Origin of the sequence: Pseudomonas sp. GD04015 (assembly GCF_029837675.1) — a bacterium.
In the GTDB taxonomy this organism is placed as follows: Bacteria; Pseudomonadota; Gammaproteobacteria; order Pseudomonadales; family Pseudomonadaceae; genus Aquipseudomonas; species Aquipseudomonas paralcaligenes.
On the sequence record NZ_JAOEEE010000025.1, the window covers coordinates 1 to 26,246 of the forward strand.

The window sequence follows — 26,246 nt, forward strand, 5'->3', positions numbered from 1 at the left end:
TTAATTCATCAGACCTAGCCTTTTCGTTACGCGGTGAGGCTCAGACGATCACGCCCTGGCTGCGCAGGTAGTCGTCGTAGGTGCCGCTGAAGTCGGTCACGCCGTTTTCCGACAGCTCGATGATGCGGGTGGCCAGGGAGCTGACGAACTCGCGGTCGTGGCTGACGAAGATCAGCGTGCCCGGGTAGTTCTCCAGCGCCAGGTTGAGCGCCTCGATGGATTCCATGTCGAGGTGGTTGGTCGGTTCGTCCATCACCAGCACGTTGGGTCGCTTCAGGATCAGCTTGCCGAACAGCATGCGGCCCTGTTCGCCACCGGAGATGACCTTCACCGATTTCTTGATCTCGTCGTTGCCGAACAGCATGCGGCCGAGGGTGCCGCGCACCAGCTGCTCGCCACCCTGGGTCCACTGCGACATCCAGTCGAACAGGGTGTAGTCGTCCTCGAAGTCCTCGGCGTGGTCCTGGGCGAAGTAGCCCACGTCGGCGCTCTCGGTCCACTTCACCTCGCCGGAGAGCGGCGCCATCTCGCCGACCAGGGTGCGCAGCAGGGTAGTCTTGCCGATGCCGTTGGGGCCGATGATGGCCACGCGCTCGCCGGCCTCGATCTGCATCGACAGGTTCTTGAACAGCGGCACGCCGTCGAAGCCCTGGCTGACCTTCTCCAGGGTCACCGCCTGGCGGTGCAGCTTCTTGTGCTGCTCGAAGCGTATGAACGGGCTGACGCGGCTGGACGGCTTGACCTCTTCCAGCTGGATCTTGTCGATCTGCTTGGCGCGGCTGGTGGCCTGCTTGGCCTTGGAGGCGTTGGCCGAGAAGCGGCTGACGAAGGTCTGCAGTTCGGCGATCTGTGCCTTCTTCTTGGCGTTGTCGGCCAGCAGGCGCTCGCGGGACTGTTCGGCAGCGGTCATGTATTCGTCGTAGTTGCCGGGGAACAGGCGCAGCTCGCCGTAGTCCAGGTCAGCCATGTGGGTGCAGACCGAGTTCAGGAAGTGACGGTCGTGGGAAATGATGATCATGGTGGAGTTGCGCGCGGTCAGCACGTCTTCCAGCCAGCGGATGGTGTTGATGTCCAGGTGGTTGGTCGGCTCGTCGAGCAGCAGCACTTCCGGGTCGGAGAACAGTGCCTGGGCCAGCAGCACGCGCAGCTTCCAGCCCGGGGCGACGGCGCTCATCGGGCCGAAGTGCTGTTCCAGCGGAATGCCCAGGCCGAGCAGCAGTTCGCCGGCGCGGGACTCGGCCGTGTAGCCGTCGTACTCGGCGAACTCGACCTCCAGCTCGGCGACCTTCATGCCGTCGTCCTCGCTCATCTCCGGCAGGGCGTAGATGCGGTCGCGCTCGGCCTTCACTTCCCACAGTTCGGCATGGCCCATGATCACGGTGTCGATCACCGAGAATTCCTCATAGGCGAACTGGTCCTGGCGCAGTTTGCCGAGGCGTACGTTGGGTTCGAGCATCACCTGGCCCGCCGAGGGCTCCAGTTCGCCACCGAGGATCTTCATGAAGGTCGACTTGCCGCAGCCGTTGGCGCCGATCAGGCCGTAGCGGTTGCTGTTGCCGAACTTGACGGAAACGTTCTCGAACAGCGGCTTGGGGCCGAACTGCATGGTGATGTTTGCGGTAGAAATCAAAGTGCTTACCTATCAATAACTTAGAGGCGCTGATTCTGGTTCGATACCAATTTGATACCGATTTCGAGCTTATCCAGCTCGTCCCAGTCGGATGAGGAGTTGATCCAGCGCGCGTATGTGGTGAGCAGCATCTGCACGGAGTGGCCGAGCTGCTGGGCAATAAAGGCGGGCTTGAGGCCAGACATCAGGCAGATTGTCGCATACGTGTGCCGGCAGTTGTATGGCGGCCGGTCCCGGATGCCCAGGGAGGCGAGTGTCGGTCGCCACTGCTGGTGCACATTCGAGGTCTCCCGGATGTGCTCATGGCTTTTCGAGGGCGGGAAGATGTAAGGGGTGGATTTGATCCTGCCGACTCCCTGCAGGCGTCGGTCGGCGTAGACCTTGGCGAACCACAGAGCCTGCAGCGCTCGCTGGTTCAGCAGGATGATGCACTCCTGCTTGGTCTTCGTCCGCTCCTCGATCTCGCCCAGGGCAACTGTTCGGCGTATGTGAGTCTGGCGGCGGCCCCAGTCGATGTCTTCCCAGCGCAATGCGAGCGCTTCCGAGATCCGCAGGCCGGTGAAGAACAGGAACTCAAACAGCGCGGCGTAGATGAGACACCGACAACGTGCTGAAAGCCATATGCGACGGCTGCAACGGCGTGGTGTGGCGCGACGACGTGCAGAACACCGACGGCATGTACCGCCGGCGCTACTCGGAAACGCCCTGCGTCAAGGTCCGCTGTACGACGAGGAGTAGGTGTGCACGGTGCGCAGTAACGCGGTGCGCCCCCGCGAACGCCTGCGCGAAGGCGTGGCAGTAGGCGAGCAGGATTTTCAGATTGGCAGTACCTGCGCGAATTGCGCGCGGTTTGGGGGGAGAATGAAGCTGATCAGTGCGCGCCAGGCTTGGCGTCCTGCGGCAGGGTTTGAAGAGACTCATGAGGTCTCACGCGAGGGCCAGATTCGCAGCCTTGGGAGGGTGCTTATCGACTCGGCCGGAAGGAGGCGGATGATTCCAGGGAAGTTGAGTCAGCCAACCAAGAAAACCAATGGCTACATGCATGTCACGCTGAATGCCGATGGGAAACAGAAAACGCTACATGTGCACCGGATTGTTCTGGAGGCGTTCGAGGGGGCTTGCCCAGAGGGGATGGAAGCTCTTCACCGAAACGGCGTCAAAAGTGACAACCGCCTCGACAACTTGCGCTGGGGCACTCATCTGGAAAATTGCGTTGACCGCTCAAAGCATGGTGGCACTGGCACTTTGCTGAACTTCGAGCTTGCACAACAGATCCGCGCGATGTGCGGCAAGGCAACTCAAGTCGAGATCGCGCGCCAGTTCGGCGTATCTCAATTCATGGTTGGGCAGATTCTGATGGGGCGGTATTGGAATGTCCCGCCGGAGGACTCTCCATGCGACTGATTTCAGCCCGAGCTGCTTGGCACGATTGTTTATACCAGGGCGGCGTCACGATGCTGGAGAACCTGGTGGACCGCTCGGTCTGGGGCCAGGTCCAGTTCTCCGAGTTTGACAACAGCCTGAACCAGATCGCGCATCAGGCGCTGGCCGGCCGGTTCCAGGCGGCCATCGCGTCGCTGCCGCTCGAGCTGCAGTGCTTCGGGCACAACCTGTACGCGCCCGAGGTGAGCATGATCGTATCGAACAACTGGGAGGAGGTTGCTCTGGCGCTGCTGTGGGAGTCGTGGTGGAAGCGCGAACAGCTGGCCGAGGAAAAACAGCGTGAGGCCTACTGGGTCGCTTCTGGCGTGCTCTACCGATATCGGCGAATGGTGCAGGGCGGGATGGGTAATCCTGACTCGCTGGAGTCGCCCAGGTTGTTCCGCGGCTGGCTGCAGAATCGGCACGGCCTGATCCTTGACCGGCGCAACTGGTCCCGAGAGTGGGGCTGGATCGTGCAGCAGCTGTTCAGAGTGTGCGATGGGCTGGATCGGAAGGCGCTGCGGCCGATGGCGGCGGAGCGTGGGATGGCGACTGCCGCTTCGCTGTAGCATCATTTGGACATCACGTCGGAAGGGGACCGAAATGGAAGTGCCAGAGATCTACCACTGCAACGGATATGAGATTTTCAAAGCCGACAACGGCTGGCTAATCGGGACTGACGAAGGAACGGTTGCCGGACCGTACAGCACGCGAAGCGAAGCTGAGCGAGCTGCTGATCAAATGCTGCCTGAACGAGGCCAGTAAGGAGTAGGACATGAGCGTCGATATGTATCGAAGGCAAGTTGCTCAGCTCCGTGGAGTTATCGCCCGTCTAATGGAGCAGAAGGCGAAGGAGACTCAAAAGGCCGCTGATGCTGGGAAAAAGTCGCTGGCTGCTACGACTGCCGCTGATAAGAGTAAGTCGCTGTCGACGGTGAACTCGAAGATGCGTGAAGCAAGCCAGCATGCCGAGGCTCAAGCGAAGCACCTTAACGAGGCTGCGAAGATTGAGAAGAAAATTGCCGGCGAGCAAAAGAAGCTTGGAGATCTTCAGAAACGACTGGATGACGAAGAAAGCAAGTTGCTGAAGAAGAAAAGCCTTGAGCAGAAACGGTATCAGGATAGTCAGCTTCGTCAGCTTCGCGAGGTTGAGTCGAGCCTCGAACGTCACGATTACCTACACCGACAAACGATGGCTCGGGTGGATAAGCTAAGTGCGCTGCCTGATGAAATTGTCGTCGCCTTCTTCGCTACTGATCCGGCTACAGCCTCAGACCGCAGGCTTTTGCTTGATGAAGAAGTCAGAGAAATTCAGCAGAAAATTCGTCTTTCTGACCACCGCGACGCAGTAAGGCTAGAGTCTCGATGGGCTTTGCGACCCGGGGATATTCTCCAATACATGAACGAGCTGAGCCCAGCAGTCGTTCATTTCAGCGGCCATGGTACGCATGAAGATGAGCTAGTGCTGCAGAACCGATTTGGGGATGCAGAGCTCGTATCTATGGACAGTATCGTAGGAGCTTTCGCATTATTTGATTCCGTCCAGTTGGTGTTCTTTAACACCTGTCATTCATTCAGGCAGGCTGCGGCGTGTACTCAGTATGTTGACGCAGCGATAGGGATGAATCAGGCAATAGGAGACGAGGCAGCGCGGGTATTCGCAGCTCAGTTCTATTCCGCAATTGGATTTGGAAAGTCCATAACGATGGCCTTTCAGCAAGCAAAAGTCGCTTTGATGCTAGAGGGTATCCCTGAAGAGTCCACCCCCGAACTGCACATTCGGGCTGGCATTGACGAAGACGATCTTGTGCTTGTTAGGCCCAAGCCGTAGGGACGACAGCCTCAATGCGACAAAAGGAAGCTGGCGCATTGCCATCTAATGTTGGTATACCTCATTTTCCTTTCAATGGATGGCGAGGTAAGCATGGAGTTCTCCAATGCACAGAAGCTGATAGTCACGCTTCTCACTGACATTCATCGCGCTCTGAAAATTGACGACGGCGTAGAGCCCGAGTTTGTGCAACGTATGGTCGCTGGAGGTACTGGCTGGGCATTGGCATGGAGGTATCCAGGAATTTTCGAAACTCCGACTGATACCCCTCCGGAAGTTGACTATGTAACGGATGTGCTAGAAATGTGGCAAGCCATCGAGGCTCACTATGATGAGCTCGGTGATGCTGAGAAGAGGCAGCTAGCGGAAATTTGCCCTGTCTTCGGCAAGAATCCTCGCTTCAGCGGTTTCGATGGAAACAGAGAAACTGACTTGCGAGCTATCGTACAGATTCTGGTTAACGACTTAGGGTATTGGGATTTTCTTGAAGGGAGGGATACAAACTCGCATGCCCCAATGGTCGATGTTTACAGCCGATTGCTAGAGGCCTTTAATTCGTGGCTTGATGAACATTCGGTTTTCGATCCAACTCTCGAAGAGTTCGCCGAATTGTTGAGCGCACAGACTCACCCGAGCAATCGATAGGCTTGACCCCTTGTGCCACTTTCGGCACGATATACCCACTGTTCGAAGCTACGCGCTGAGGCAGAACCCCTCCTAAAACCCGGCCACTGAGCCGGGTTTTTTATGGGCACGAATCACGGTACCGCAGCCAGGGCGGCCCTACGGGGGGAGCCTGGACGCCCCCGGCCAGCGGTGGGGCTTCACGGAAAACACTGGCAGCCCACGCAGGCTTCACCTACGGAAACTCCGGTCGGGCGCGGGGGCCTAGAGCGAGACCGATGCAGCAGGGTATCGGCGCTCGAAGGTCCTTCGGCGGACAGCTGGAGAGACAGCACCGAACTGATAGGGCCTCGCAGGTACGCGGGTCCTTCGTGTTTTGGCCCCGCCGGGATCCGACAGGCTGGGCGCTTGGTAGCCCGATTCGGGCGCAAACGAAAACGCCGCTCTAACGAGCGGCGTTTCGTGAAATTGGAGCGGGAAACGAGACTCGAACTCGCGACCCCGACCTTGGCAAGGTCGTGCTCTACCAACTGAGCTATTCCCGCTTGGCGTCCCCTAGGGGACTCGAACCCCTGTTACCGCCGTGAAAGGGCGGTGTCCTAGGCCACTAGACGAAGGGGACGTGGCCCCGGAGCTTACAACAGCTTTCCGGTGTTTCAGGCCGATGTCGCCATCGACGCTGCAACTCTAATCAAAACGCCGCTCGTCGAGGGGCGTTTCGTGAAACTGGAGCGGGAAACGAGACTCGAACTCGCGACCCCGACCTTGGCAAGGTCGTGCTCTACCAACTGAGCTATTCCCGCATGGCGTCCCCTAGGGGACTCGAACCCCTGTTACCGCCGTGAAAGGGCGGTGTCCTAGGCCACTAGACGAAGGGGACGTGGCCAGGAGCTTGCAACAGCATCCCGACTTCCCGCGAATTCGCTTTCGCTAACTCGCTGAAAGTGGCGCGCATTCTATGGAGCCTGGCGAGGAGCGTCAACCCTCAATCAAAACTTTTTCTAAATCAACGACTTCGCGCCAGAAACTGACAAGCGACTATCAGCATGATGGCTAAGGCACTACACTCGGGCAATAAAGAAGCGCATCGGGAGGTTCCAGGTGTCCCCAGTCGTCATTACCGCGCTGGTAGTCGCCGGTATCGTGGTGCTGTTCATCATCGGTTACGTCAACCACATGGTGGAGAACAGCAAGCTGGAGAAGGCCAGGCTCAAGGCGGATTTCAACGATCGCATGCGTCGCAGCCGCGACGTGTCCGAGAGCATGCCGGGCCAGCTGATGACACCCGCGCTGAAGCTGCTGCTCAGTCGCTTCGAGCTGCAGTTCGGCGAGCGCCTGCTGCAGCTGGACAAGCAGAACGCCAACCTGAAGAGCCGCCTGGCCGAGCTGCGCGAGCTGGTGGCCAAGAACGACGCCATCCCAGTCGGCAACCCGCCCCAGCAGATCCTGACCGAGGCCAAGGCCAAGGACGTGCGCTTCCTGCTCGAGAACCTTCACGGCCAGATCACCCGCGCCGCGCAGGAGCATCTGATTCCCGCGGCCGAAGGCAAGCAGTGGCTGGGCGAGATCCGCCACATGCTTGTGCAGCTGCATTTCGAGTTCTTCCGCAATTGCGGCCAGCAGTACATGCAGAAGGGGCAGCCCGGCCAGGCCCGCCTGTTCTTCGAGCGCGGCGTGCAGTACCTGCGCAAGCAGGGCGACCTGCCGCGTTACAAGACCCAGCTCAAGCAGCTGGAGGACCAACTGGCCCGCGCCAATGCCGTGGTGCTGGAGAAGACCGTTCCCGAGGCCGATGAGGTCAACGAGCTGACCGAAGGGCTCAAGGGGCTGGAAGAAGACGACTGGAAGAAGAAGAACATCTACGACTGAGGCGCGCGGCTCGTAGATTGTCCGAAGCGATGGTGCGCATGGCGCACCCTACGATGTGAAAGGCCCGCCCGGGTTATGCCGGGCGGGCCTTTTTATTGGCTATGTCCCCGTTACGTGTTGTAGCGCCCTGACTCATTCTGGGTCCCCGCCTGTGCGGGGATGACGAGGTAGGGTGGAGTTTCTTCCGAAACCGTCATTCCCGCGCAGGCGGGAATCCAGGGGTAGGTAGCTGCAGCGTTCAGATAGAGGGGCTTGACCGCGCAACGCGCAGGGTGACCCGGCCGCTTGCCGGCGTAACCCACCGGCGGGGCGCAGTCGATTGTGCTGGTGGGTTACCCTACAGGCTCGCTTCCGCAAGGCCGCTGTAGCGTCTGCAATACGCAACGGGGTTTATTGGTTGAGTCAGTGCTTGGCGCTGTCCGGGGGGAGGGCCAGCAGCTGCTTTTCCCGGTTCCAGTCGAACGGTTCGCCGTTTTCCTCGGCTTCGAAGCGGCGCTCGTCCAGTCGCTGGTACAGGTCGATTTCCTCGTCCGGCATGAAGTGCAGGCAGTCTCCACCGAAGAACCACAGCAGGTCGCGTGGCACCAGGTGGGCGATCTGCGGATAGCGGTGGAAGACCTGGCTGATGATGTCCTGGCCCAGGTACTGGCTGTTCTCGGGGTCTTCCGGCAGTTGCGCCAGCAGTTCGTCGAAGCGTTCGAGGAACAGGGCGTGGGTGTCGTCCTCCACCTGTTCGGCCTCGCCCAGGGCGACCAGGATGCCGCGCAGGTGGGCGAGCAGGACGAGGTGGTGGTCGAGGTAGGCAGTGGCCATTCGGGCAGTCCTGTAGAACGAAAACGGGCGCGAAGTATAAGACTCCGCGCCCGCCATGTCCCTCGCAGCAACCCCGGCGCGTTCGCGCCAGGGCCGCCGGATCGCTATCCGCCTCAGCGGACCCGGTCTTCGCCGAGCTTCAGGTCCTCCTTGGCGAAGTCGTCCACGTCGATCACCTTGCGTCGTGCCGCCTCGGCCAGGCGCAGCTGCTCGGCTTCCTCGGTGGTCAGCTGCTGTTCGCGCAGTGCCGCGTCGATGTCATGTTCGCCGGGCTGCGGGAGCAGACCGGACTTGAGCGCCTTGTGCAGCTTGCGCTGGGCCGGCGTGGCGGTGTCGAGCAGGTCTACCGCATGCTGCAGCGCGGCGACCGGGTCGTCCGCGCCCTGCGGCCGGTAGCAGCCCTCCAGCACGCTCTCCAGGGCCAGGTCGCCGCGCGGGCGGCCGAGGATGGCGGCGACTTCCGCGTCCAGCTCGTCGCTCGGCCCCTTGTGGCGGCGGCCCAGGGGGAACACCAGCACCCGTAGCAGGCCGCCGAACAGGCGGTTGGGGAAGTTGCCGAGCAGCTCGTCCAGCGCCTGTTCGGCGAGGCCGAGGTTTTCCTCCAGTGCCCAGATCAGCAGCGGTTGCAGGGCCTCCGGATTGCCCAGGTCGTGGTAGCGCTTGAGCGCGGCGCTGCCCAGGTAGAGGTGACTGAGCACATCGCCCAGGCGTGCGGAGATCCGCTCGCGGCGCTTCAGTTCGCCGCCCAGTAGCATCATGCTGCTGTCCGCCATCAGGGCGAAGGCGGCGGCCAGGCGGTTCAGCGCGCGGAAGTAGGGGCGGCTGAGGTTGTCGCCGGGCACGTTGCCGAAGCGGCTGAAGGTCAGCCCGTGGAGCAGGGAGCCCGCGGCGTTGCCTACGGCGAAGCCGACGTGGCGCAGCAGCAGGTCGTCGAACTCCAGCAGCGCCTGTTCGTAGTCCTCGCGTCCGGCCAGGGCCATTTCGTCAAGGACGAACGGATGGCAGCGGATGGCGCCCTGGCCGAAGATCATCAGGTTGCGCGAGAGGATGTTGGCGCCCTCGACCGTGATCGACACCGGGATGCTTTGCCAGGCGCGGGCCAGGTAGTTGTTCGGCCCCATGATGATGGCCTTGCCGCCGTGCACGTCCATGGCGTGGCCGATGCACTCGCGGCCGCGTTCGGTGAGGTGGTACTTGAGGATCGCCGACAGCACCGAGGGCTTCTCGCCCAGGTCCACGGCGGTGGCGGTCAGGGTGCGCGCGCTGTCCATCATCCAGGCGTTGCCGCCGATGCGCGCCAGCGCCTCCTGGATGCCTTCGAAGGCGGCCAGCGGCACGCCGAACTGTTCGCGCACGCGGCAGTACTGGCCGCTGACCAGGCTCGACATCTTCGCCGCGCCGGTGCCGCCGGCGGGCAGGGAGATGGAGCGGCCCACCGACAGGCAGTTCATCAGCATCATCCAGCCCTTGCCGAGGTATTCCTGGCCGCCGATCAGGAAGCTCAGCGGCACGAACACGTCCTTGCCCGAGTTGGGGCCGTTCATGAAGGCTGCACCGAGCGGCAGGTGGCGGCGGCCGATTTCCACGCCGGGGGTGTCGGTCGGGATCAGCGCCAGGCTGATGCCGAGTTCTTCCTTGTCGCCCAGCAGGTGGTCCGGGTCATAGGCCTTGAAGGCCAGGCCGAGCAGGGTGGCGACCGGGCCCAGGGTAATGTAGCGCTTCTCCCAGTTCAGGCGCAGGCCGATCACTTCCTCACCGTCCCACTGGCCCTTGCAGACGATGCCGGTGTCCGGCATGGCGCCGGCGTCGGAGCCGGCCAGCGGGCCGGTGAGGGCGAAGCAGGGGATTTCCTCGCCGCGGGCCAGGCGCGGCAGGTAGTGCTGGCGCTGTTCGTCGGTGCCGTAGTGCAGCAGCAGCTCGGCCGGGCCGAGGGAGTTGGGCACCATGACGGTGGAGGCGAGGTCGCCGGAGCGGGTCGACAGCTTCATCACCACCTGGGAGTGGGCGTAGGCGGAGAAGCCCTTGCCACCGTATTCCTTGGGAATGATCAGGCCGAAGAAGCCGTTGCTCTTGATGTGCTGCCAGGCTCTCTCGGGCAGGTCCAGCTGCTGGCCGATCTCCCAGTCGCTGACCATGGCACACAGTTCTTCCACCGGCCCCTCGATGAAGGCCCGCTCCTCGTCGCTCAACCTGGCGGCGGGGTAGCTCAGCAGCACGTCCCAGTCCGGGCGGCCGCTGAACAGCTGGCCATCCCACCACACGGTGCCGGCCTCGATGGCGTCGCGCTCGGTGGCGGACATCGGTGGCAGCACCTTCTGGAACCAGCCGAACAGCGGGCCGGTGATCAGTTTGCGGCGCAGCTCGGGCAGCGCCAGCGGGATAGCCACGCCGAGCCACAGCAGCCAGAGCAGCAGCTCCAGCCAGCCGGGGGCGTCGCCGAACAGGCCGAGCAGGATCAGGTAGGCGGCGACCAGGCCCATGGCGGGCAGGGCGGCCATGCGGGAATAAGCGAGATAGGCGACGCCGAACAGCAGAATCAGCAACCAGACAGCGAGCATGCGCAATCCTCCATGAGGCCGACCTTGGCGGCAAGGCCGGCGAGCTTGGCCGGATCGTCGTGCATCCGGCGCGATAGGTCTGGATAGACTGGGGCAAAACCTCCCCGGGGAAACGCCATGCGCTCCAGTCTTCTACCCAGCCGCTTCGTGGATAGTGACCACCCTAGGGTAGTCGAGTTCGCAGAGCGTTCACGCGGCACCGGCTGCGACCCTCGCGCGCAGGCGGTGAATCTGTACTACGCGGTGCGCGACCAGATCCGCTACAACCCCTACGCCTTCAGCCTCGACCCGGAGACGCTCAAGGCCAGCCACGCGCTGGCCGCGGGCGAGTCCTACTGCGTGCCCAAGGCCCTGCTGCTGGCGGCCTGCGCCCGGCACTGCGGAATACCGGCGCGCCTCGGTCTGGCGGATGTGCGCAATCACCTGTCCACGCCGCGCCTGCTGGAGATGCTGCGCAGCGAGGTGTTCGCCATGCATGGCTATGCCGAGCTGTTCATCGAGGGGCGATGGGTCAAGGCCACGCCGGCCTTCAATCAGGAGCTGTGCCGGGTGTTCCGGGTGGCGCCGCTGGAGTTTGACGGGCGTAGCGACAGCGTGTTCCACCCCTTCAACGCCGACGGCGAGCGCTACATGGAGTACCTGCAGGATCACGGCCGGTTCGACGACCTACCGCTGGAGCTGTTCTTCGGCCGCCTGCGCCAGTGCTACCCGCATCTGTTCGAGGAGGGCGCGATGCCGCCGGGCGGCGACCTGCAGGCAGAGGCCGCCCATCAAGGCATTCGATAGTCATCATCAGCCCGGAGGGCTTCTTTCCCGCGCCGGCGACGGGCAGGCTAGCCTGCAACGAATGGTTGCAATTGCCCGCTGCGGGCCTTATCTACCTTCCTCCTCCCACAAGCCTTACCGGCCGAGTAGCTATCCCTCATGAGTTCCGCGCTGTCCATCCGGCAACTGACCAAGACCTACGACAACGGCTTCCAGGCCCTCAAGGGCATCGACCTCGATGTGGCCGAGGGCGATTTCTTCGCCCTGCTCGGCCCCAACGGGGCAGGCAAGTCCACCACCATCGGCATCCTCTCGACCCTGGTGAACAAGAGCGGCGGCTCGGTGGAGGTGTTCGGCCACGACCTGGACCGTGACCCGTCCGGCCTCAAGCGCTGCCTCGGCGTGGTGCCGCAGGAGTTCAACTTCAGCCAGTTCGAGAAGGTCATCGACATCGTGGTGACCCAGGCCGGCTACTACGGCATCCCGCAGAAGGTCGCGCGGGAGCGCGCCGAGCGCTACCTGACCCAGCTCGGCCTGTGGGAAAAACGCGACGAGGCCGCGCGCATGCTCTCCGGCGGCATGAAGCGGCGCCTGATGATCGCCCGCGCGCTGGTCCACGAGCCGCGCCTGCTGATCCTCGACGAGCCCACCGCCGGCGTGGACATAGAACTGCGCCGTTCGATGTGGGGCTTTCTCACCGAGCTGAACCAGAAGGGCATCACCATCATCCTCACCACCCACTACCTCGAAGAGGCGGAGCAGCTCTGCCGCCACATCGGCATCATCGACCACGGCCGCATCGTCGAGAACACCAGCATGAAGGCGCTGCTCAAGACCCTGCACGTGGAGACCTTCCTGCTCGACCTGAAGGACAACCTGCCGGCGACGCCGCGGCTGCAGGGCTACCCGGCGGCGCTGGTCGATGCGCATACCCTTGAGGTGCAGGTGGAGAAGAGCCTGGGCATCACTGGGCTGTTCCGCCAGTTGGCCGAGCAGAACATCGAGGTGATCAGCCTGCGCAACAAGAGCAACCGTCTCGAGGAACTGTTCGTGTCCCTGGTCGAGAACAACCTGGCGAAGGTGGCGAAATGAGCCCGGAACTCGCCTCCAACTGGGTCGCCCTGCAGACCATCGTGCGCCGCGAAGTGCGGCGTTTCATGCGCATCTGGCCGCAGACCCTGCTGCCGCCGGCCATCACCATGGCGCTGTACTTCGTGATCTTCGGCCGCCTGATCGGCAGCCAGGTCGGCGGGGTGGGCGAGTATTCCTACATGGAGTTCATCGTGCCGGGGCTGATCATGATGTCGGTGATCACCAACTCCTACAGCAACGTGGTCTCCAGCTTCTTTTCCAGCAAGTTCCAGCGCAACGTCGAGGAGCTGCTGGTGTCGCCGGTGTCGCCGCACACCATCCTGATCGGCTACACCATCGGCGGCGCCCTGCGCGGCCTGGCGGTGGCGCTGATCGTCACCCTGCTGTCGCTGTTCTTCACCCACCTGCAGGTGCATCACCTGGGCGTGACCGTGCTGGTGATCCTGCTCACCGCGATCACCTTTTCCCTGGGCGGCTTCATCAACGCGGTGTACGCCCGCAACTTCGACGACATCTCGATCATCCCGACCTTCGTGTTGACACCGCTGACCTACCTGGGCGGAGTGTTCTATTCGATCAGCCTGTTGCCGCAGTTCTGGCAGCACGTGTCGCTGGCCAACCCGATCCTGCACATGGTCAACGCCTTCCGCTACGGCATCCTCGGCGTTTCCGACATCGACATCCGCATCGCCATCGGCATGATGCTGCTGGCCAGTGGCCTGCTCTACCTGTTCTGCATCCGCCTGCTGAAGAGCGGAAGGGGCATGCGCCAGTAAGCGCGACGGGAAACATGGCGTCATAGGCTGGCGCCATCTTTACCTGTCGCTGACAATCGCGCGACGGCAGAGCCGTTAGACTCTCCGGCTAACTCGAATTCCAAGAGGATGTGGATGATGCGTCGCGTGCTGTGGCCCCTGGTGCTGCTGGGCCTGTTCGGCAGTGGTCTGGCGCTGGCGGAGCAGAGGCCGCTGATGGAGGTGACGCAGCCCGAGCGCACGCTGGTGCGCGACGAGCTGATCACCTTCGGTTCGCTGCGCTCGGACGAGTCCACCACGATCCGCCCGGAAGTGGAGGGCCGGGTCGCCACCCTGCATTTCCAGGAGGGGCAGGCGGTGAAGGCCGGCGACCTGCTGGTCGGCCTCGACGACGCCATCGCCCGCGCCGAACTGGCCCAGGCCCGGGCCAATCTCGACCTCGCCGAAAAGAACCATGCCCGGGCGCAGATGCTCTACAAGCGCGGCGCCAGCAACGCCCAGGCGCTGGACGAGGCCAGTTCCCAGCAGCAGGCGGCCCGCGCCAGCCTGGCCCTGGCCCAGGCCCGTCTGGACAAGACCCAGGTGCGCGCACCCTACGACGGTGTGCTTGGCCTGCGCCTGGTCAGCGTCGGCGACTACCTCAGCGCCGGCGACGACATCGTCAATCTGGAAGTGCTGGACCCGCTCAAGGTGGACTTCCGCGTGCCGCAGAAGGCCGTCAGCCAGGTGCGTGTCGGCCAGTCGATCGAGCTGGCGCTGGACGCCTACCCCGGTGAGCGCTTCGCCGGCCGCATCATTGCCCTCAACCCGCGCCTCGACGAGGTCGGCCGCAGCCAGGCCATTCGTGCCCAGGTGGCCAACGACGACTTCCGGCTCAAGCCCGGCCAGTTCGTCAAGGTCTCGGTGATCCTCGCCGAGCGCCCGCAGGCCCTGGTGATCCCGGAGGAAGCGGTGATGCCGGTGGGGCGCGACCTGTTCGTCAATCTGGTGGTGGACGGCAAGGTCGAGCGCCGGCGCATTCGCATCGGCCAGCGCCTGCGCGGCCGGGCCGAGGTGGTGGAGGGGCTGCGGGGCGATGAGACGGTGATCAGCGCCGGCTGGCAGAAGGTCGATCCCGGCGACGAGGTACGCACCGTCGCGCGCGGGGAAGGCGCATGACCCTGTCCGACATCTGCATCCGCCGGCCGGTGTTCGCCACCGTGCTGTCGCTGATCATCGTGCTGCTCGGCCTGCTGGCCTACCAGCGCCTGGCGGTGCGCGAGTACCCGAACATCGATGTGCCGATCGTCACGGTCAACGTCATCTACCCCGGCGCCAGCCCGGAAATCATGGAGTCCCAGGTCGCGCAGCCGATCGAGGACGTGCTCTCGGGCATCGAGGGGCTGGACTTCGTCAGCTCCATCAGTCGTTCGGAAAACACCCAGATCACCGCCCAGTTCCGCCTCGGCACCAGTTCCGACGAGGCGGCCAACGACGTGCGCGACCGCCTCGGCCGGGTGCGCACCCTGCTGCCGGACGAGATCAACGAGCCGATGGTGCAGAAGGTCGAGGCCGATGCCCAGCCGGTGATCTGGCTGGCCTTCTACAGCGAGCGGTTCTCCGCGATGGAGATCACCGACGTGCTGGAGCGGGTGGTGCAGGACCGCCTGCAGACCATTCCTGGCGTCTCCGAGGTGCAGATCCGCGGCGCGCGCACCTACGCCATGCGCATCTGGCTCGACCCGGAGAAGCTGGCCGCCCACGACCTGACCGTGCAGGACGTGGAAGACGCGCTGCGCCGGCAGAACGTGGAGATTCCCGCCGGGCGCATCGAGTCGGTGCAGCGCGAATTCACCGTGCTGTCGGAGACGGACCTGAAGACGCCGGAGGAATTCAACGACCTGATCCTCGACGACTCGCGCGGCTACCTGCTGCGCCTGGCCGACGTGGGCCGGGCCGAGATCGGCGCGGCGGACGAGCGCACCGTGGTGCGCTTCAACGGCCGCTCGGCGGTGTCCCTGGGCCTGGTCAAGCAGGCCACGGCCAACCCGCTGGAGATTTCCGATGGCCTCAGCCAGGCCCTGCCGGAGGTCCGCGAGCTGTTGCCCGAAGGCATGGAGATGGCCATCGCCAACGACAACTCGCTGTTCATCCGCGAGTCGATCAAGAACGTCTACGCCACCATCTGGGAAGCGGTGGTGCTGGTCATCCTGATCATCTTCCTGTTCCTCCGCTCCCTGCGCGCGACCTTGATTCCCCTGGTCACCATCCCGGTGTCGCTGATCGGCGCCTGCGCGCTGATGGCGCTGATGGGCTTCACGGTCAACACCCTGACCCTGCTGGCGATGGTGCTGGCCATCGGCCTGGTGGTGGATGACGCCATCGTGGTGCTGGAGAATATCCACCGCCACATCGAGCAGGGCATGAAGCCGCTGCAGGCGGCCTTCGTCGGCAGCCGCGAGATCGCCTTCGCGGTGATCGCCATGACCCTGACCCTGGCCGCCGTGTACGCGCCGATCGGCTTCATGCAGGGCACCTCGGGCAAACTGTTCACCGAGTTCGCCTGGACCCTGGCCGGTGCCGTGCTGGTGTCCGGCTTCGTCGCCCTGACCCTGTCGCCGATGATGTGCGGCCACCTGCTCAAGGCCCATGTACCGCAGCAGAAGCACGGCCGCTTCTACAACCTGGTGGAAGGTTTCCTCAACGGCCTGACCTACAACTACCGCCATCTGCTGGAGCGCACCCTGCGTGCCTGGTGGGCGGTGGTGGCGCTGCTGCTGGCCATCCTGGTGCTGTGCGCCTGGCTGTTCACCGGCCTGCGCAGCGAGCTGGCGCCGACCGAGGATACCGGCACCATCGTCGGCTCGATCAACGGCCCCGACGGTGCCACCGTCGGCTACACCAGTCGCTACGCCAAGCAGCTGGAGGCGGCCTACGCCTCGATTCCCGAGACCAACCGCTACATGGTGATCGTCGGCTTCCCCACCGTGGCCCAGGGGCTGTCGTTCATGAAGCTGGAGGACTGGGACAAGCGCGAGCGCAGCCAATTCGAGATCCGCGACGAGCTGCTGCCCAAGCTGCAGGACATCCCCGGCGTGCGCGCCTTCCCGATCAACCGCCCGCCGCTGGGGCAGAGCGCGCGCAACCAGCCGGTGAACTTCGTCATCCGCTCCTCGCTGGAGTACGCCGAGCTGCAGCAGTACGTCGAGCAACTGCTGGCCGCGGTACGCGGCTATCCCGGACTGGAGAGCCTGGACACCGACCTCAAGCTGAACACCCCCCAGCTCAAGGTCACGGTCAACCGCGAGCAGGCGGTGGCGGTGGGCACGGATGTGGCCACCATCGGCCGTAGCATGGAAAGCCTGTTCGGCAGCCGCCAGGTGACCCGCTTCAAGCAGAATGGCGAGCAGTACGACGTGCTGGTGCAACTGGCCGACGTGGATCGCAGCAACCCCGAGGACCTCAACCGCGTCTACGTGCGCGGGCGCAACGACAACATGGTGCAGCTCTCCAACCTGATCGAGGTGCACGAGACGGTGGCGCCGCGCGAACTCAACCACTTCAACCAGTTGCGCGCGGTCACGGTCAGCGCCAACGTCGGCTCCGGCTACACCCTGGGCGAGGCGCTGGATCATCTGGAGGAAAAGGCGCGGGCGATCTTCCCGCCGGACACCCAGTTCGACTACACCGGGATCTCGCGGGACTTCAAGGAGTCCAGCAGCGGGGTGGCGATGATCTTCGTGCTGGCCTTGTTGTTCATCTTCCTGGTGCTGGCGGCGCAGTTCGAGAGCTTCTTCGACCCGTTGATCATCCTGTTCAGCGTGCCGTTGTCGATGGCCGGCGCGCTGCTGGCGCTGAAGCTGTTCGGCGGCACCCTGAACATCTACTCGCAGGTGGGGCTGGTGACCCTGATCGGGCTGATCACCAAGCACGGCATCCTCATCGTCGAGTTCGCCAACCACCTGCTGCGCGAGGGCCGCGAGCTGGGCGAGGCGGTGCTGGAGGCCTCGGTGCAACGCCTGCGGCCGATCCTGATGACCACCGGCGCCATGGTCCTCGGTTCGCTGCCCCTGGCCGTCGCCTCGGGCGCCGGCGCCGAGAGCCGCCAGCAGATCGGCATGGTGATCGTCGGCGGCCTGGTGGTCGGCACCTTCTTCACCCTGTTCGTGGTACCGACCCTGTACAGCCTGTTGCGCCGCTGGCGGCCGATCGTGGCGGAGCCGGCGCAGGCTTTGTCCTAGCGGTGGTTTCGCTGAGGGTTGTGTACGGACAAGGCGACTAGAAACCCCGTCATTCCCGCGCAGGCGGGAATCCAGTTGCGGGGCAAGGCGGCGCGTCCTGGGTCCCCGCCTGCGCGGGGACGACGGGGAGGAAGTGGGGGCGCGCAGAGTCGTGCAGCCCGCTCTATGGTCGATCAAGCGTCGCGGAAGATGACGGCGGCTCTCTCCAGGGCTATCGGATAACGGCCCAGCACGGACGAGGCAGGCAGAAAACCCTGTCATTCCCGCGCAGGCGGGAATCCAGTTGCGGGCAAGACGGGCGTCCTAGGTCCCCGCCTGCGCGGGGACGACGGGGAGGTGGGTTACGCGTAGAGTCGTGCTGCCCGCCCTATGGTCGATCAAGCGTCGCGGAAGATGATGGCGGCTCTCTCCAGGGCTACCGGATAACGACCCAACACGGACGAGGCAGGCAGAAACCCCCCGTCATTCCCGCGTAGGCGGGAATCCAGTTGCGGGCAAGACGGCGCGTCCTGGGTCCCCGCCTGCGCGGGGACGACGGGAGGTGGGGTACGCGCAGAGTCGTGCAGCCCGCTCTATGGTCGATCAAGCGGCGCGGAAGATGATGGTGGCTCTCTCCAGGGCTACCGGATAACTGCCCAGCACGGACGAGGCAGGCAGAAAACCCCGTCATTCCCGCGTAGGCGGGAATCCAGTTGCGGGCAAGACGGCGCGTCCTGGGTCCCCGCCCACGCGGGGACGACGGGGAGCTATGTGCGTAGGGGGCTCGCCCTAGCCCGCGGGCAGCTCCAGGATAAAGCGCGTCCAGCCGCCCTCCGACTCGCAGCGGATGGTGCCGCCATGGGCCTGGACGATGGAGCGGGCGATGGCCAGGCCCAGGCCGGCGTGTTCAGCGCCGCCCTCGCGGCGGGCCGGGTCGGCGCGGTAGAAGCGGTCGAACAGCCGCTCTTGCAGTTCCACGGGGATTTCCGGCCCCTGGTTGGCGACCTCGATCCTGGCGGCCGTCGCGCGGAGGTGCAGCTCGCCGCTGGCCGGGGTGAAGCGCAGGGCGTTATCGATCAGGTTGGATAGCGCCCGGCGCAGCAGCGCGCGGTCGGCCGTGACCATGCCTTCGGCCTCGATCCGTATGCTCACCCCGGCATCCTCGGCCAGCGGCGCGAAGTAGTCGGCCAGGGCCGTCAGCTCGGCTTCCAGAGCCAGCGGCTCGCGGCGGGTCTGCAGCAGGCCGTTGTCGGCCTTGGCCAGCAGGAGCATGTCGCCGACCATCTGCGCCAGGTGCTGCAGTTCTTCCAGGTTGGAGTGCAGCGCCTCGCGGTATTCCGCCAGCTCACGGGGCTGGCCGAGGGTCACCTGGGTCTGGGTCAGCAGGTTGGACAGCGGCGTGCGCAGCTCGTGGGCGATGTCGGCGGAGAACGCCGAGAGCCGTGCGAAGGCGTCCTCCAGACGCGCCAGCATGGCGTTGAACGCCTCGGCCAGCTCGCGTAGCTCGGTCGGGATGCCGTCCAGCGGCAGGCGGGCGGTCAGCGACTGCGCCGACACCTGCCGCGCCACTCCGGTCATCTGCCGCAGCGGGCGCAGGCCGCGGCGCGCCACCCAGGCACCGAGCAGGGCGGTGGCCAGGGCCGAGAGGCCGACGCAGAGCCAGATCAGCCGCTGCATCTGGTCGAGGAAGTGCTGGTGGTGGGTGATGTCCAGCAACAGGCTGAGGCGCGGACCACCGTCCAGGCGTGTCTCCACCACCCGGAAGTCGGCGCCGTGGTGGCTCCAGCGGCTCGGTTGCCCGTCGCTTGCCGGCAGGTGGGCCAGCTGCGGCTGGCTGGCAAACCAGGTCTGGCCATCCGTGCCCTGGATGCGCAGGGCCAGTTCCGGATGGCGTTGCAGTTCCTGCTCCAGCTGCGGGCGGCGCGCGGCCAGGCCGTCACTGTCGCCGACGCCGCGCAGCAGCTCGGCGAACACCGCCAGCTTGCCTTCCAGCTGCTGCCGGTCCAGCTCGACGAAGTGCGCCTCGCTGGCGCGGGTGAACAGGGCACCGGCGACCAGCGCCACGGCGGCGGCGCAGGCGGCGAAGAGCAGGGCCAGGCGATTGGCGAGAGACATCAGCCGCGCGCCTCCAGCACGTAGCCCATGCCGCGCACCGTGTGGATCAGCGGCGCGGCGAAGCCTTCGTCGACCTTGGCGCGCAGGCGGCGGATGGCCACCTCGATGACGTTGGTGTCGCTGTCGAAATTCATGTCCCACACTTGGGAAGCGATCAGCGACTTGGGCAGCACCTCGCCCTGGCGGCGCAGCAGCAGCTCCAGCAGGGCGAATTCCTTGGCGGTCAGGTCGATGCGTCGGCCGCCGCGCTCGGCGCGCCGGCGCAGCAGGTCGAGGGACAGGTCGGCGAGCTGCAACTGGTGCTCCTGCGGCGCGCCGGTACCGCGGCGCAGCAGGCTGCGCACCCGCGCCAGCAGTTCGGTGAAGGCGAAGGGCTTGACCAGATAGTCGTCGGCGCCGGCCTCCAGGCCGCGCACCCGGTCCTCCACCGCGTCCCGGGCGGTGAGGAACAGCACCGGTACGCCCAGGCCCGCGGCGCGCACGGCGGCGAGAATCTGCCAGCCGTCGCGGCCGGGCAGCATCACATCGAGGATCAGCAGGTCGTACTCGCCGGTCAGCGCCAGGTGCTCGCCGGTGGTGCCGTCGCAGGCCAACTCCACGGCGAAGCCGGCCTCGGCCAGGCCCTGGCGCAGGTACTGGCCGGTCTTGGGTTCGTCTTCGACGATCAGCAGTTTCATGGTGCTCTCGCGGAGGTTGCGCAGTCGGCTTTATACGCCAGCCGGGGCTCGCGCGGGGCGAAGCTGACAGAGATGTAATCTTCGCGTCAGCCTGGCGCCAGCGGCGGCGGCCTAGAGTGGCGGCCAGACCTACAGATGGAGCCCCGCCATGTCCGCACGTTTCTTCCTGCCGCTGCTCTGCGCCTTCAGCCTGCCGGCGCTGGCCGACGGCGGCCACTTCGCCTTCGGCAAGCCGGCCGATCCGGCAAGCGCCGGGCGCACGGTGGAGATCACCCTCGGCGAAATGTACTACGAGCCGGCCGCCATGCAGGTCAAGGCCGGCGAGACGGTGCGTTTCGTGCTGAAGAACGAGGGCGGCCTGCTCCACGAGTTCAGCCTGGGAGACGCCGCCATGCACGCCAGGCATCAGGAGCAGATGCTGATGATGCAGCAGATGGGCATGCTCGGCGAGAACGGCATCCAGCCCATGGACCACTCGAAGATGGGCCACGACATGGCCGGCATGGACCACGGCGAGATGAGCCACGACGACCCCAACAGCGTGCTGGTGCCGCCGGGCGGCAGCGCCGAGCTGACCTGGACCTTCGCCGAGGCCACCGGTCTGGAGTTCGCCTGCAACCTGCCGGGCCACTACCAGGCCGGCATGGTCGGCAAGCTGGACGTGCAGCCGTGAGGTGGCTGCTGCTCTGCGCGCTGCTGGGTGCGAGCCTGGGCGCCCAGGCCGGGCGCTACGAGCTGGTGATCGACGAAGGCGAGGTGCGCTTCAGCGACGGCAGCCGCCCGGCGCTGACCATCAATGGCCAGAGCCCCGCGCCGGAGCTGCGCTTCAGGGAAGGCGAGACGGTGGAAATCGCCGTCACCAACCGGCTCGACCGCATGACCGCGCTGCACTGGCACGGCATCATCCTGCCCTACACCCAGGACGGCGTGCCGGGCATCAGCTTCCCCGGCATCGCGCCCGGCGAGACCTTCACCTACCGCTTCACGCTCAACCAGTCCGGCACCTACTGGTACCACGCCCACGCCGACTTCCAGGAACAGGAGGGCCTGTACGGCCCGCTGATCATCGAGCCGAAGGGACGCGAGCCGTACCGCTACGACCGCGAGTACACCGTGCTGCTGTTCGACTGGCAGGACGAGAAGCCCGAGCGCACCCTGGCCAACCTGAAGAAGCAGGCCGACTACTACAACGACCAGCAACAGACCCTAGGCGACTTCTTCCGCGACGTGGCTCGCGATGGCCTGTCGACCACGGTTAAGGACCGCTGGGACTGGGGCAACATGCGCATGGCCAGGACCGATATCGCCGACGTTGGCGGCTTCCGCTTCCTGGTCAACGGCCGTGACGCCGAGCAGAACTGGACGGCGCTATTCGAGCCGGGGGAGCGGGTGCGCCTGCGCATCATCAACGGCTCGGGCATGAGCTACTTCGACCTGCGCATCCCCGGCCTGCCGCTGACCGTGGTGCAGGCCGACGGCAACAACGTGCAGCCGGTGGTGGTCGACCAACTGCGCCTGGCGGTGGCCGAGACCTACGATGTCATCGTCCAGCCCACCGAGGACAAGGCCTACGCCCTGGTCGCGGAGTCCATGGACCGGCGCGGCCAGGCCCTGGCCACCCTGGCGCCGCGCCAGGGCATGCGCGCCGAGGCGCCGCCGCTGCGCGCGCCGCGCCTGCTGAGCATGGCCGACATGGGCATGAGCCACGACATGGCCGGCATGGACCACGGCTCGATGGATCATGCGCAGATGGCGGGCATGGACCATGCCGCCATGGGCCACGCCATTCCTGCTGAGGGCAACCCGGACTACGCGCCGGGCAGCGGCATCGCGCCCGAGCCGGTCGACGGTGGGCGCGTGCTGGTCTACGGCGACCTCAAGGCCATGCGCCCGGCCGCCGGCTACCGCGCGCCGGACCGCACCATCGAGCTGAAGCTGACGGGCAACATGGAGCGTTACTTCTGGTCGTTCGACGGGGTGAAGTACTCCGAGGCCGAGCCGATCCGCCTGAAATACGGCGAGCGGGTGCGCTTCCGCTTCGTCAACCAGACCATGATGAACCACCCCATGCACCTGCACGGCATGTGGATGCAGCTGGACAAGGGCAACGGCCGCTTCAACCCGCTCAAGCACGTGGTCAACGTCGCGCCCGGGCAGAGCCTGGAAGTGGACGTGCCGGTGGACGCCATGGGCGAGTGGGCCTTCCACTGCCACCTGATCTACCACATGGCCAGCGGCATGTTCCGCAAGATCGTGGTGGAGGCGCCCGATGGCACCCCCCAGCCGTTCTACAACGAGCAGCCGGCCACGAAGGAGAGCGAACATGCGCACCACTAATCTCGTCCTCGGCTTGTTGCTGGCCACCCCGGCCCTGGCCATGGAGCAGCACATGGACGCCATGCCGGTGGCCAAGCTGGCCGTCGATCACCTGGAGCGGCGCTTCGACGGCGACGAGCAGGACCTGGCCTGGGAACTGGAGGCGACCTACGGCAACGACCTGCACAAGGCGGTGCTGAAGAGCAGCGGCGAGCGCGTCGACGGTGGGCCGACCGACTCCAGCGAGACCCAACTGCTGTACCGGCGTATGGCGTCAGAATTCTTCGACTGGCAGGCCGGCCTGCGCCACGACGACCAGCCGGGGCCGGCGCGCAGCTACGCGGTGCTCGGCTTCCAGGGCTTGGCGCCGCAATGGATCGAACTGGACGCCAACCTGTTCCTCAGCGAGCGTGGCGACGCCTCGCTGCGCATCGAGGCCGAGTACGAGCTGCTGCTGACCCGGCACTGGGCCCTGGAGCCCAAGTTGGAGTACGACCTGGCGCTGGACGACCGCGACCTGGGCATCGGCGCCGGCGGCAGCACCCTGGAGGCCGGGCTGCGCCTGCACTACCGGGCCAGCCCGCAGTTCTCGCCCTATGTCGGTTATGTCTGGGAGAAGACCTACGGCCGCAGCGGTGACTGGCTGCGCGCGGAAGGCGAGCATGACGAGGAGGGTGCCTGGGTAGTCGGCCTGCGTTTCTGGCTGTAGGGCGGGTGAAACCCGCGTGGCAGATTCGCGGGTTTCACCTGCCCTACGGGTAGATTCGGCATGGGGGTATACTGCCCGCCGTTTTTCCGCTTTCCAGGCCGTCGCCATGCAGCATCCCGCCGAACACTCGCCGCTGGGCAAGTCCAGCGAGTACGTCTCCACCTACAGTCCCGAACTGCTGTTCCCCATCCCCCGCGCCGCCAAGTGGGCCGAGCTGGGGCTGGAGGCCGGTGGGCTGCCGTATCGTGGCGTGGACTACTGGAACTGCTACGAGCTGTCCTGGCTGACGCCCTCCGGCAAGCCGGTGGTGGCGATCGGCGAGTTCGCGATTCCCGCCGACTCGCCGAACATCATCGAGTCCAAGTCCTTCAAGCTCTACCTCAACTCGCTCAACCAGACCGCCTACACCGGCCAGGCCGAGGTCGAGGTGGTACTTGCACGCGACCTGTCCGCCTGCGCCGGTGCGCCGGTGGCAGTGCGGGTGCGTGGCCTGGACGAGGTGGCCGCCGAGGGCGTGGCCGCGTTGCCGGGACGCTGCATCGACGACCTGGAGATCGAGGTCAGCGACTATGCTCACCCGCGCCCGGAGCTGCTGCGCCTGGCCGGCGACGAAGTGGTGGAGGAGGTGCTCTACAGCCACCTGCTGAAATCCAATTGCCCGGTCACCGGCCAGCCGGACTGGGGCAGCCTGGTCATCGACTACCGCGGCCCGCGCCTGGACCCCGCCAGCCTGCTGGCCTACGTGGTGAGCTTCCGCCAGCATCAGGATTTCCATGAGCAATGCGTGGAGCGGGTATTCCTAGATCTGCAGCGCCTGCTGCGGCCGGAGCGGCTGACGGTCCATGCGCGCTACGTGCGTCGCGGCGGGCTGGACATCAACCCCTACCGCAGCACCGAGGCGATCATCCCGGACAATCGCCGGCTGGTCCGCCAGTAGCGGCGGTCAGCTACCGCGGTATTCGCAGCCGCTGGTGCAGGTCTCGTGCACGCGGATGCGCGAAAGCTCTGGCAGCAGCGGCTTGAGTTCGTGCCAGATCCAGATCGCCAGGTTCTCGCTGGTGGGGTTTTCCAGGCCGGGAATGTCGTTCAGGTAGTTGTGATCGAGGCGCTCGTAGAGCGGGGCGAAGATCGCCTTGATCTCGCCGAAATCCCGAATCCAGCCGGTATGCGGGTCGACCTCGCCCTCTATATAGACGGCCACGCGGAACGAGTGGCCGTGCAGGCGGCCGCACTTGTGACCGGCCGGGACATGGGGGAGGCGATGGGCGGACTCGAAGGTGAATTCTTTGAACAGTTCCACGGGCTTTTCTGCAGGCTGAGGGTGGGAAGAGGCCGGCACGGGCGTGCCCGATGTGTTTCCAGGCGGGCCGGCTGGGCGTCATTCTAACCTGCGGCTGGGCGATCTCTTCTGGATAAAAACGCCAGAAACGAAAAGCCCGACCGAAGTCGGGCAGTTCGCTGTGATGGGGTTCACGGGGACAGTGAAGCGCAAAAGATGTGAAGAGAATGTGAAAAGCCGGCAACCGATTGTCGGGCCTGCGAGCGGTGCGATTTTCAGAACCTGTTTATGGCCTCGCGAGCTAGAGATAAACGGTGGCGAAAGCGGTCGAGGAAGCGGAGTTTACGAGTGGTAAATGAGCATTCCGAGAGCGCTTTCAACGCCGTTTAGCCGACGCGCAGCAGGCCATGAACAGGTTCTCAGAGCGGCTGCAGCCGCTCGCCCAGCCGTCCTCCATCCACCAGTTCGAGAAACTCGTCGCCGAGCCGCTGGCTCTCGGCCATCGCCTTGCGCCAGTAACGCTCGCGGCCGGCGTCGTCGCCCAGGTAGCGCTTGAAGTCGGTGCGGTCCGGCAGCTTGCCGTGGGGCAGGGTGGCCAGGTATTCCTTCGATGGGGCCAGCAGCAGGACATCCTGCAGGCGGCCGCTGTCGCCGCGGCGCCAGGGCAGGCTCTTGTCGAACCAGCCGGGCACCACCCTGTCGGTGAAGTGCGGGTAGAGCACCACGCCGTCGCTCTGGTAGGGCAGGTCGAGGTGGTAGTCGAGCAGGCCGCCGTCGCGGTAGGCGCCGGGCTCCAGGCCGGGAATCTCGCGGATCGCCTCCATCACCATGGGGATGGAGCCGGAGGCGAGCAGGGCGTGCCTCAGGTTGCCCTCGGCCAGGGTGTGGAAGTGCGAGCGGAAGTCGTTCAGCGCGGCGAGCGGCGGCGCGAGGCGGGCGTCGTGCAGGATCACCCGGTCGAAATGGCGGCCCAGGCGGCTGCGGCCCAGCAGGTTGTTGCCGATCACCGAGGAGAGCCCCAGGCCCAGCTTGCCGCGATGGTCGTGCTGGAGCAGCCCGTGGCTGCGCACCACCACGATGTTCAGGCGGTACAGCGGATTGTTCAGCACGGCGGCGTCCTGGCCTTCCAGCAGGTCGTCGAGCAGGCGCACGCAGCTGCGCGAGACCTCGGCCATGCTCACGCCCTTGGCAAAGCGCTGGCTGGTGTACAGCTCGCCCAGCCGGCGGATGCCCGCGCAGGCGTCGGGCAGGCAGGCGCTGGCGAAGCGCCAGGAGCCGATGGACGCGCCGATCAGCGTCCGCTCGCGCGGCGCCCGCGGCAGCCAGTCGCCGAACAGCGCCAGGTCCAGGCCCTGGATGCCCAGCCCCTTGGGCCCGCCGGCGGCGCCAGGCAGAATGCCGACGTCGGCCGGCTGCAGGCCGCGTTCGCGGATGCGGGCGAGGGCGCGCTTGCCGGCGCGCAGGCTGAGGGCGGGGGCTTTGACGTGGATGGCGGTCATGCTCGGCTCCGTGTGGCAAGCCAGCGATTATAGTGGCCCGGTCCATCAGGCCAAGCGGCTTCAGGGAATGAATACCTTGCCAGTTGCGAGCCG

The 26,246-nt window shown here is 65.2% G+C and carries 22 protein-coding genes, 4 tRNA genes and 1 pseudogene; 15 read left to right on the top strand and 12 right to left on the bottom strand.

The features are described 5' to 3' along the window. Window positions 1–40 precede the first annotated feature (40 nt). Entirely contained in the window at window positions 41–1,630 is a 1,590-nt protein-coding gene (locus N7640_RS18390; RefSeq protein WP_220813206.1) for an ABC-F family ATPase, read from the bottom strand. A gap of 20 nt (window positions 1,631–1,650) precedes the next feature. After that, window positions 1,651–2,223 (bottom strand): annotated as a pseudogene (locus tag N7640_RS18395) (site-specific integrase); the annotation flags it as partial. A 50-nt stretch (window positions 2,224–2,273) separates the two neighbouring features. Here N7640_RS18395 and N7640_RS18400 point away from each other — a divergent pair. From N7640_RS18400 to N7640_RS18420, 5 genes are all read left to right on the top strand, one after another. After that, on the top strand, window positions 2,274–2,432 hold the full coding sequence (locus N7640_RS18400) for a hypothetical protein (protein WP_347881137.1): 159 nt from the start codon (window positions 2,274–2,276) through the stop codon (window positions 2,430–2,432). Further along, on the top strand, window positions 2,378–3,034 hold the full coding sequence (locus N7640_RS18405) for an NUMOD4 motif-containing HNH endonuclease (protein WP_279902081.1): 657 nt from the start codon (window positions 2,378–2,380) through the stop codon (window positions 3,032–3,034). The genes N7640_RS18400 and N7640_RS18405 overlap by 55 nt, the downstream gene beginning before the upstream one ends. Further along, on the top strand, window positions 3,025–3,621 hold the full coding sequence (locus N7640_RS18410; RefSeq protein ID WP_279902080.1) for a hypothetical protein: 597 nt from the start codon (window positions 3,025–3,027) through the stop codon (window positions 3,619–3,621). The genes N7640_RS18405 and N7640_RS18410 overlap by 10 nt, the downstream gene beginning before the upstream one ends. Window positions 3,622–3,827: 206 nt before the next feature. Continuing rightward, window positions 3,828–4,883, top strand: a complete 1,056-nt coding sequence (locus tag N7640_RS18415; RefSeq protein WP_279902079.1) for a hypothetical protein — start codon at window positions 3,828–3,830, stop codon at window positions 4,881–4,883. A 93-nt stretch (window positions 4,884–4,976) separates the two neighbouring features. Next, window positions 4,977–5,528 carry a YfbU family protein gene (locus N7640_RS18420; protein ID WP_279902078.1) on the top strand — a complete coding sequence of 184 codons (552 nt, stop codon included), beginning with the start codon at window positions 4,977–4,979 and terminating at the stop codon, window positions 5,526–5,528. Window positions 5,529–5,976: 448 nt separating this feature from the next. Here the strand turns inward: N7640_RS18420 and N7640_RS18425 are convergent. The 4 genes from N7640_RS18425 to N7640_RS18440 all read right to left on the bottom strand — a co-directional run bounded on the left by N7640_RS18425 (window position 5,977) and on the right by N7640_RS18440 (window position 6,387). After that, window positions 5,977–6,052: transfer RNA gene (locus N7640_RS18425), tRNA-Gly, on the bottom strand. A gap of 1 nt (window position 6,053) precedes the next feature. Beyond that, window positions 6,054–6,129, bottom strand: a tRNA-Glu gene (locus N7640_RS18430). A 105-nt stretch (window positions 6,130–6,234) separates the two neighbouring features. Further along, window positions 6,235–6,310 (bottom strand) — tRNA-Gly (locus N7640_RS18435). A gap of 1 nt (window position 6,311) precedes the next feature. Next, a tRNA-Glu gene (locus N7640_RS18440) sits at window positions 6,312–6,387 on the bottom strand. Window positions 6,388–6,608: 221 nt separating this feature from the next. Here N7640_RS18440 and N7640_RS18445 point away from each other — a divergent pair. Next, on the top strand, window positions 6,609–7,376 hold the full coding sequence (locus N7640_RS18445; protein WP_220813205.1) for a hypothetical protein: 768 nt from the start codon (window positions 6,609–6,611) through the stop codon (window positions 7,374–7,376). A 402-nt stretch (window positions 7,377–7,778) separates the two neighbouring features. On the opposite strand, the gene N7640_RS18450 is transcribed toward N7640_RS18445, so the two are convergent. Continuing rightward, on the bottom strand, window positions 7,779–8,189 hold the full coding sequence (locus tag N7640_RS18450) for a PA2817 family protein (protein ID WP_279902077.1): 411 nt from the start codon (window positions 8,187–8,189) through the stop codon (window positions 7,779–7,781). A 113-nt stretch (window positions 8,190–8,302) separates the two neighbouring features. Beyond that, a complete protein-coding gene (locus N7640_RS18455; RefSeq protein ID WP_279902076.1) occupies window positions 8,303–10,747 on the bottom strand; it encodes an acyl-CoA dehydrogenase in 2,445 nt (814 codons plus the stop codon). A 117-nt stretch (window positions 10,748–10,864) separates the two neighbouring features. Here N7640_RS18455 and N7640_RS18460 point away from each other — a divergent pair, with 117 nt between their 5' ends. From N7640_RS18460 to N7640_RS18480, 5 genes are all read left to right on the top strand, one after another. Continuing rightward, window positions 10,865–11,533 (top strand): transglutaminase family protein, encoded by a 669-nt coding sequence (locus tag N7640_RS18460; RefSeq protein ID WP_279902075.1) that lies wholly within the window; start codon window positions 10,865–10,867, stop codon window positions 11,531–11,533. Window positions 11,534–11,671: 138 nt separating this feature from the next. Beyond that, window positions 11,672–12,604 (top strand): ABC transporter ATP-binding protein, encoded by a 933-nt coding sequence (locus tag N7640_RS18465; RefSeq protein ID WP_220813201.1) that lies wholly within the window; start codon window positions 11,672–11,674, stop codon window positions 12,602–12,604. Then, window positions 12,601–13,380, top strand: coding sequence for an ABC transporter permease (locus N7640_RS18470; protein ID WP_220813200.1), 780 nt, complete (start codon window positions 12,601–12,603; stop codon window positions 13,378–13,380). Before N7640_RS18465 ends, N7640_RS18470 begins: the two co-directional genes overlap by 4 nt. 108 nt (window positions 13,381–13,488) lie before the next feature. Further along, window positions 13,489–14,517 (top strand): efflux RND transporter periplasmic adaptor subunit, encoded by a 1,029-nt coding sequence (locus N7640_RS18475; protein WP_347815569.1) that lies wholly within the window; start codon window positions 13,489–13,491, stop codon window positions 14,515–14,517. Next, on the top strand, window positions 14,514–17,579 hold the full coding sequence (locus N7640_RS18480; RefSeq protein ID WP_279902071.1) for an efflux RND transporter permease subunit: 3,066 nt from the start codon (window positions 14,514–14,516) through the stop codon (window positions 17,577–17,579). Before N7640_RS18475 ends, N7640_RS18480 begins: the two co-directional genes overlap by 4 nt. Window positions 17,580–18,347: 768 nt before the next feature. Here N7640_RS18480 and N7640_RS18485 read toward each other — a convergent pair. Both N7640_RS18485 and N7640_RS18490 read right to left on the bottom strand, forming a co-directional pair. Next, the gene (locus N7640_RS18485; RefSeq protein ID WP_279902070.1) at window positions 18,348–19,673 is read right to left on the bottom strand and encodes a heavy metal sensor histidine kinase; all 1,326 of its coding nucleotides are present in this window, start codon (window positions 19,671–19,673) and stop codon (window positions 18,348–18,350) included. Continuing rightward, the gene (locus tag N7640_RS18490) at window positions 19,673–20,350 is read right to left on the bottom strand and encodes a heavy metal response regulator transcription factor (RefSeq protein ID WP_279902069.1); all 678 of its coding nucleotides are present in this window, start codon (window positions 20,348–20,350) and stop codon (window positions 19,673–19,675) included. The genes N7640_RS18485 and N7640_RS18490 overlap by 1 nt, the downstream gene beginning before the upstream one ends. 148 nt (window positions 20,351–20,498) lie before the next feature. On the opposite strand from N7640_RS18490, the gene N7640_RS18495 reads away from it, so the two are divergent. The 4 genes from N7640_RS18495 (at window position 20,499) to queF (ending at window position 24,312) form a co-directional block, all read left to right on the top strand. Continuing rightward, entirely contained in the window at window positions 20,499–21,023 is a 525-nt protein-coding gene (locus tag N7640_RS18495) for a plastocyanin/azurin family copper-binding protein (RefSeq protein WP_279902068.1), read from the top strand. Then, window positions 21,020–22,687: a copper resistance system multicopper oxidase gene (locus tag N7640_RS18500; protein ID WP_279902067.1), complete on the top strand. Its 1,668-nt coding sequence runs from the start codon at window positions 21,020–21,022 to the stop codon at window positions 22,685–22,687. Before N7640_RS18495 ends, N7640_RS18500 begins: the two co-directional genes overlap by 4 nt. After that, a complete protein-coding gene (locus tag N7640_RS18505) occupies window positions 22,674–23,375 on the top strand; it encodes a copper resistance protein B (protein ID WP_279902066.1) in 702 nt (233 codons plus the stop codon). The genes N7640_RS18500 and N7640_RS18505 overlap by 14 nt, the downstream gene beginning before the upstream one ends. A 106-nt stretch (window positions 23,376–23,481) precedes the next feature. Then, entirely contained in the window at window positions 23,482–24,312 is an 831-nt protein-coding gene (queF, locus tag N7640_RS18510; protein WP_279902065.1) for an NADPH-dependent 7-cyano-7-deazaguanine reductase QueF, read from the top strand. 6 nt (window positions 24,313–24,318) lie between these two features. Here queF and queD read toward each other — a convergent pair whose 3' ends face one another. After that, the gene (queD, locus tag N7640_RS18515) at window positions 24,319–24,675 is read right to left on the bottom strand and encodes a 6-carboxytetrahydropterin synthase QueD (RefSeq protein WP_220813191.1); all 357 of its coding nucleotides are present in this window, start codon (window positions 24,673–24,675) and stop codon (window positions 24,319–24,321) included. A gap of 398 nt (window positions 24,676–25,073) precedes the next feature. Further along, window positions 25,074–26,153: a patatin-like phospholipase family protein gene (locus N7640_RS18520; RefSeq protein ID WP_279902064.1), complete on the bottom strand. Its 1,080-nt coding sequence runs from the start codon at window positions 26,151–26,153 to the stop codon at window positions 25,074–25,076. Window positions 26,154–26,246 lie beyond the last annotated feature (93 nt).

Bases quoted from the DNA above. Each gene is read 5' to 3' on its own strand.
- N7640_RS18410 (WP_279902080.1), top strand. From the start codon at position 3,025: ATGCGACTGATTTCAGCCCGAGCTGCTTGGCACGATTGTTTATACCAG.
- N7640_RS18415 (WP_279902079.1), top strand. From the start codon at position 3,828: ATGAGCGTCGATATGTATCGAAGGCAAGTTGCTCAGCTCCGTGGAGTT.
- N7640_RS18420 (WP_279902078.1), top strand. From the start codon at position 4,977: ATGGAGTTCTCCAATGCACAGAAGCTGATAGTCACGCTTCTCACTGAC.
- N7640_RS18450 (WP_279902077.1), bottom strand. From the start codon at position 8,189: ATGGCCACTGCCTACCTCGACCACCACCTCGTCCTGCTCGCCCACCTG.
- N7640_RS18455 (WP_279902076.1), bottom strand. From the start codon at position 10,747: ATGCTCGCTGTCTGGTTGCTGATTCTGCTGTTCGGCGTCGCCTATCTC.
- N7640_RS18460 (WP_279902075.1), top strand. From the start codon at position 10,865: ATGCGCTCCAGTCTTCTACCCAGCCGCTTCGTGGATAGTGACCACCCT.
- N7640_RS18465 (WP_220813201.1), top strand. From the start codon at position 11,672: ATGAGTTCCGCGCTGTCCATCCGGCAACTGACCAAGACCTACGACAAC.
- N7640_RS18470 (WP_220813200.1), top strand. From the start codon at position 12,601: ATGAGCCCGGAACTCGCCTCCAACTGGGTCGCCCTGCAGACCATCGTG.
- N7640_RS18475 (WP_347815569.1), top strand. From the start codon at position 13,489: ATGTGGATGATGCGTCGCGTGCTGTGGCCCCTGGTGCTGCTGGGCCTG.
- N7640_RS18480 (WP_279902071.1), top strand. From the start codon at position 14,514: ATGACCCTGTCCGACATCTGCATCCGCCGGCCGGTGTTCGCCACCGTG.
- N7640_RS18485 (WP_279902070.1), bottom strand. From the start codon at position 19,673: ATGTCTCTCGCCAATCGCCTGGCCCTGCTCTTCGCCGCCTGCGCCGCC.
- N7640_RS18490 (WP_279902069.1), bottom strand. From the start codon at position 20,350: ATGAAACTGCTGATCGTCGAAGACGAACCCAAGACCGGCCAGTACCTG.
- N7640_RS18495 (WP_279902068.1), top strand. From the start codon at position 20,499: ATGTCCGCACGTTTCTTCCTGCCGCTGCTCTGCGCCTTCAGCCTGCCG.
- N7640_RS18505 (WP_279902066.1), top strand. From the start codon at position 22,674: ATGCGCACCACTAATCTCGTCCTCGGCTTGTTGCTGGCCACCCCGGCC.
- queF (WP_279902065.1), top strand. From the start codon at position 23,482: ATGCAGCATCCCGCCGAACACTCGCCGCTGGGCAAGTCCAGCGAGTAC.
- N7640_RS18520 (WP_279902064.1), bottom strand. From the start codon at position 26,153: ATGACCGCCATCCACGTCAAAGCCCCCGCCCTCAGCCTGCGCGCCGGC.